This is a genomic window from Tardiphaga sp. (assembly GCF_028290785.1).
In the GTDB taxonomy this organism is placed as follows: domain Bacteria; phylum Pseudomonadota; class Alphaproteobacteria; order Rhizobiales; family Xanthobacteraceae; genus Tardiphaga.
Window position 1 is genome coordinate 1 of sequence record NZ_JAQGJD010000003.1, and the last position, 5,559, is coordinate 5,559.

5 protein-coding genes are annotated in these 5,559 nt (G+C 64.1%); 4 read left to right on the top strand and 1 reads right to left on the bottom strand.

The window, feature by feature from the left end; all coding sequences use genetic code 11:
• The 3 genes from JWR89_RS00170 to JWR89_RS00180 all read left to right on the top strand — a co-directional run.
• On the top strand, positions 1–545 hold a 545-nt coding region (locus JWR89_RS00170), incomplete at its 5' end, for an NAD(P)H-dependent glycerol-3-phosphate dehydrogenase (RefSeq protein WP_366142954.1).
• A 3-nt stretch (positions 546–548) separates the two neighbouring features.
• Entirely contained in the window at positions 549–962 is a 414-nt protein-coding gene (locus JWR89_RS00175) for an EVE domain-containing protein (RefSeq protein WP_299710247.1), read from the top strand.
• A gap of 31 nt (positions 963–993) precedes the next feature.
• Positions 994–1,731, top strand: a complete 738-nt coding sequence (locus JWR89_RS00180; protein ID WP_299710250.1) for a 50S ribosomal protein L11 methyltransferase — start codon at positions 994–996, stop codon at positions 1,729–1,731.
• 110 nt (positions 1,732–1,841) lie between these two features.
• Here the strand turns inward: JWR89_RS00180 and JWR89_RS00185 are convergent, their stop codons facing one another.
• The gene (locus JWR89_RS00185; RefSeq protein WP_299710253.1) at positions 1,842–2,948 is read right to left on the bottom strand and encodes a DNA topoisomerase IB; all 1,107 of its coding nucleotides are present in this window, start codon (positions 2,946–2,948) and stop codon (positions 1,842–1,844) included.
• Between the two features lie 352 nt (positions 2,949–3,300).
• Between JWR89_RS00185 and acs the strand changes: the two genes are divergently transcribed.
• On the top strand, positions 3,301–5,250 hold the full coding sequence (acs, locus tag JWR89_RS00190; RefSeq protein ID WP_299710256.1) for an acetate--CoA ligase: 1,950 nt from the start codon (positions 3,301–3,303) through the stop codon (positions 5,248–5,250).
• Positions 5,251–5,559: the final 309 nt, after the last annotated feature.

The following is a 5,559-nucleotide window of genomic DNA, read 5'->3' on the forward strand; positions in this document are numbered from 1 at the left end:
TGCCGACCGCGGTGACGCTGGCCTGCGCCGACGAAAGCGTTGCCATCGACCTCGTGCAGGCGCTGGGTTCGGCGACGTTTCGGCCGTATCACTCCACCGACGTGCGCGGCGTCGAGATCGGCGGCGCAGCCAAGAACGTGCTGGCGATCGCCGCGGGTATCGTCGTCGGCAAGAAGCTCGGCGCCTCCGCGCTGGCGGCGCTGACCACCCGCGGCTTCAGCGAATTGCTGCGACTCGGCCGCGCCTGCGGCGCGCGCAACGAAACCTTGTCCGGCCTGTCCGGCCTCGGCGACCTGATCCTGAGCTGCTCCAGCGCGCAGTCGCGCAATTTCTCGCTCGGCGCCGCGCTCGGCCGCGGTGAGATGCCGCCGCGCGACAAGCTCGCCGAAGGCGAATTCACCGCACCGGTTCTGATTGAACTGGCGGCTTCCAAAAACATCGACATGCCGGTCGCCAGCGCGGTCGCCGCCATTCTGGGCGGCACCGCCACCATCGACCAGGCGATCGAAGGGCTGCTGACGCGGCCGTTCAAGGCAGAGGGATAATTCGTGGCACATTGGCTGGTGAAATCGGAGCCCTCGACGTGGTCGTGGGATCAGCAGGTCGCCAAGGGCGCCAAGGGCGAAGCCTGGACCGGCGTGCGCAACCACACCGCCAAGCAGTACATGATGAAAATGAAGAAGGGCGACCGCGCGTTCTTCTATCATTCCAACGACGGCAAGGAGATCGTCGGGATCGCCGAGATCATCCGCGAGCACTATCCCGACCCGACCGATGAATCCGCCAAGTTCGTCTGCGTCGATATCAAGGCCGACAAGCCGTTGAAAACGCCGGTAACACTCGCCGCGATCAAGGCCGACCCTCGTTTCGCGGAAATGGCGCTGCTGAAATATTCGCGGCTCTCGGTGCAGCCGGTGACGGACGCCGAATGGAAGTTGATCTGCAAGCTGGGCGGATTGTGAGCGTGCGATCCCGCACGCTTCATCGTTCACGGTGAGCGCGGCCGACGCAGCCGTGCCCGCGGCGGTCGCCGATCCGACCGCCTTCATCATCGCCAATACTTTATTGCTGCCGGTGCCGTTGGTGCCGGAGATCGTGTTGCACGTCGCCGACGAGGCGGTGCCGCTGTGGAGCAAGACCGAAGACGAGATCAACGAGATCGGCCTGCCGCCACCGTTCTGGGCCTTTGCCTGGGCCGGCGGCCAGGCACTGGCGCGCTATGTTCTCGACAATCCCGCGAACGTTGCGGGCAAGGTCGTGATCGATCTCGCCTCGGGATCGGGCGTGGTCGCGATCGCCGCCATGAAAGCCGGCGCGGCGCGCGTCATCGCCTTCGACATCGACGGCTTTGCACGCACGGCGATCGCGCTGAACGCGCGTGTAAACAACGTGGCGATCGAGGTGTGTGGCGACGACCTGCTGGCCGGAGTCGCGGCGCCCGCAGCCGAAGCCATCCTTGCCGGAGATATTTTCTATGAGCGCGATACGGCCGCGCGGGCCTTCAGCTTCCTGAGTGCCAAAGCCGCGCAAGGCGCGACGGTGCTGATCGGCGACCCCGGCCGCAGCTTTCTGCCTAAGGAGCGCTTGCGCAAGATTGCCGAGTATCAGGTGCCGGTGTCGCGCGACCTGGAAGATGTTGATATCAAGAATACCGCGGTGTGGGTGCTGGCTAGCAGACGGCGAAGCCGTAGCACTCTCAGTTGTCGTCCCCGCGAAAGCGGGGACCCATAGCCACCGTCAGCACAATGGAAACGGCAGAGCCGTGACTACGCAACTTCAGCTATCTCTACAGCGTGTATGGGTCCCCGCCTGCGCGGGGACGACAGCCGATGGGGCAGCGATCACCCCGCCGCCGCGACCACCTGCGCCAGTAGCTGTTCGCGCTTCGACTGCGAGCGATAGCCCGTCATCGTGGCCGCGAAGCGTTCCAGGATGCCGTCCTCGAATGCCGTGACGATGGTGTCGTGCACGTAGCTCTTGCGGCAGATCGCCGGCGTGTTCGACAGTTCGTCCGCGGCGGAGCGGACGGCGTCCAGCACCTGCTTCTTGCGGCCGCGCGCGCTGTCCGCCGGCGAGATCCGCGACAGCGATTCCAGCACCACGGCCGACGCCATCAGCGTGCGAAAATCCTTCAGCGAGATTTTGATGCCGGCGATCTCGCGCAGAAACGCGTTCACCGCGGCGGTGTTGACGTTATGGCTGCGGCCAGCCTCGTCCCTGTACTGGAACAGCCGCTTGCCCGGTACCGTGCGCAGAATGCCGATGGCGCGCACCAGCTTGGCGGCGTCGCATTCCTTGCGCACCGCCTTGCCGCCCTTGGCCTTGAAGGTCAGCACCAGGGTATCGTCTTCCAGCAGCACATTCGACTTCAGCAGCGTGGTCGCGCCGCGGGTGCCGTTCAGCTTCATGTAGGATTCGTTGCCGGGACGGATCGCGGTGCGCGCGATCAGCTCGATCACCGCGGACAACGCGAATTCGCGGGTCGGCAACTCGCCGGAGAGATGCATGGAGACGTTGCGGCGAATCTTCGGCAGCGCGCCGACCAGCCGCGCGAGGCGATGCGCCTTGCGCTGCTCGCGAACTTTCTCCCAGTCGCTATGATAGCGATATTGCAACCGGCCGGCGGCATCGCGGCCGACCGCCTGCAGATGCGATGTGGGATCGACGGCGTAGCGCACCTCGGCATAGGCCGGCGGCACCGCCATCGAATTCAACCGCTTGATAGTGCCGACATGGCGGATAGCCGTGCCGTTGGCGCGAATGAACGAGTAGGTCTTACCGCGCTTCAGCCGGCGGATGGTCAACTCGGACTGGTCGCCGAGCTTGAGGCCGAGTTCCCGGGCCAGCGCCTCGACGCTACCGGGAGCGGTTTTCGAGCCACGCGGCGGGACGACGACGGAACCCACGGCGCTATTCCGCGGTAACGCAAAATTCTGCTGTTCCATCATGACGTTATTCGCCTCGCTCGGCCTGTGATCCTGCTAATGCCGATGTTGGGTGGTTGGTTCCGGCCGGAAAGCCGGTCCTTGCGAGGGCCATTTAGGAGCTTTGCATCTCCATTGCGAGTCGATCTGGCGTAGGCGACGGTTACTAATTACCGTTTTCTTGGCTTGATTGGGTTCATGATGAAGCGATTGGCGCTTGCACAACGCGATCGTGATCGCATTCTGCTGGCTTCGGTCGCCAAAAGGCCTAGGCCGCAGCGGCTTGTCCCGGTACCCCGCGCCGACGCATAATTGCCACAAGAACGAGAACCGGCGTGCGGGAAATCCTGGCCGTCGGTCACACGTGGAGGGGACGATGTCCGACAAGATTTACGACGTACCGACCGAGTGGAGCACCCGCGCCTTCGTCGATGACGCCAAATACAACGCGATGTATGCGCGCTCGACTACCGACTCCAATGGCTTCTGGGCCGAGCAGGCCAAACGTCTCAACTGGATCGAACCATTCACCAAGGTCGAGAACGCTTCGTTCGCGCCCGGCCATGTCTCGATCAAATGGTTCGAGGATGGCGTTCTCAACGTCGCCTACAACTGCATCGACCGGCATCTGCCGAAGCGCGCGCAGCAGACCGCCATCATCTGGGAAGGCGACGACCCCTCGCAGTCCCGGCACATCACCTATCAGGAGCTGCACGACGAAGTTTGCCGCTTCGCCAACATCCTGCGGCTGCGCAATGTCCGCAAAGGCGACCGCGTCACCATCTACCTGCCGATGATTCCCGAAGCCGCCTATGCGATGCTGGCCTGCGCGCGGATCGGCGCGATCCATTCGGTGGTGTTCGCCGGCTTCTCGCCGGACTCGCTGGCGCAGCGCATCACCGACTGCCAGTCGAAGATCGTTATCACCGCCGATGAAGGCCTGCGGGGCGGCAAGAAGGTGCCGCTGAAGGCCAATGTCGATGCCGCAGTGGCCAAGGCCGGCAATGTCGACTGGGTCGTGGTGGTGAAGCACACCGGTGGCGCTGTGAACATGGATCCGGTGCGCGACTTCTGGTATCGCGACGCCGCCGAAATGGTCACCACCGAATGCCCGTGCGAGCCGATGAATGCGGAAGACCCGCTGTTCATCCTCTACACTTCCGGCTCCACCGGCCAGCCCAAGGGCGTGCTGCACACCTCGGCCGGCTATCTTCTGTTCGCGGCGATGACGCATCAATACGTGTTCGACTACCACGACGGCGACATCTACTGGTGCACCGCCGACGTCGGCTGGGTCACCGGGCACAGTTATATTCTTTATGGGCCGCTCGCCAACGGCGCGACCACGCTGATGTTCGAGGGCGTGCCGAACTATCCGACCATGTCGCGGTTCTGGGAAGTGATCGACAAGCACAAGGTCAACATCTTCTACACCGCGCCGACCGCGATCCGCGCGCTGATGCAGGCCGGCGACGATCCGGTGCATGTCACCTCGCGCAAGAGCCTGCGCCTGCTCGGCTCGGTCGGCGAACCGATCAACCCGGAAGCCTGGGAGTGGTACTACAACGTGGTCGGCGAAAAGCGTTGCCCGATCGTCGATACCTGGTGGCAGACCGAGACCGGCGGCATCCTGATCACGCCGTTGCCGGGCGCGACGAAACTCAAGCCGGGGTCGGCGACGCGGCCGTTCTTCGGCGTGGTGCCGGAGATCGTCGATGCCGATGGCAAGGTTCAGACTGGGGAGACCCAGGGCAACCTGTGCATCGCCAGATCCTGGCCGGGACAGATGCGCACGGTCTATGGCGACCACGCGCGGTTCGAGCAGACCTACTTCTCGACCTATCCCGGCAAGTATTTCACGGGCGACGGCTGCCGCCGCGACGCCGATGGCTATTACTGGATCACCGGGCGCGTCGATGACGTCATCAACGTCTCCGGCCACCGCATGGGCACCGCGGAAGTCGAAAGCTCGCTGGTGGCTAATCCCGCGGTGTCGGAAGCCGCCGTCGTCGGCTACCCCCACGATATCAAGGGCCAGGGCATCTACGCCTATGTCACGCTGATGAGCGGCGTGGAGCCGACCGAGGCGCTGCGCAAGGAGCTGGTGGCCTGGGTCCGCAAGGACATCGGCCCGATTGCCTCGCCAGACCTGATCCAGTTCGCCCCCGGCCTGCCCAAGACCCGCTCCGGCAAGATCATGCGCCGCATCCTGCGCAAGATTGCCGAGGACGAGCCGGGCACCCTGGGCGACACCTCGACGCTGGCCGATCCCGCCGTGGTCGATGACCTCGTCGAGCACCGGCAGAACAAGCGTCCGGGGGCGTAGGACGCGAGCCACTGTAAAATCTGTTGTCGTCCCCGCGAAAGCGGGGACCATAACCTCCGTCAGCACAAGTGAACGGCAGAGCCACCCGATCGCGGTTCCGCCAATTCTTAAGCGTGTATGGGTCCCCGCTTTCGCAGGGACGACGCCGTAGCCGCTGTGGCGCACAGCGCGCTTCACCTCACCCATTTTTCGACTCACCACTCCCTCCGCCCTGCGCTTTCGCCGCGGGTGTTGTTTCCAAGTCATTTACTTTGTTCGCGAGATTTCCCTTTGATGCTGCCGTTGATTTGCAGCCCGGTGCCGGATGCT

What these genes read in the sequence shown, in the direction of transcription:
- JWR89_RS00185 (WP_299710253.1), bottom strand. Translation starts at nt 2,948, where the DNA reads ATGATGGAACAGCAGAATTTTGCGTTACCGCGGAATAGCGCCGTGGGT.
- acs (WP_299710256.1), top strand. Translation starts at nt 3,301, where the DNA reads ATGTCCGACAAGATTTACGACGTACCGACCGAGTGGAGCACCCGCGCC.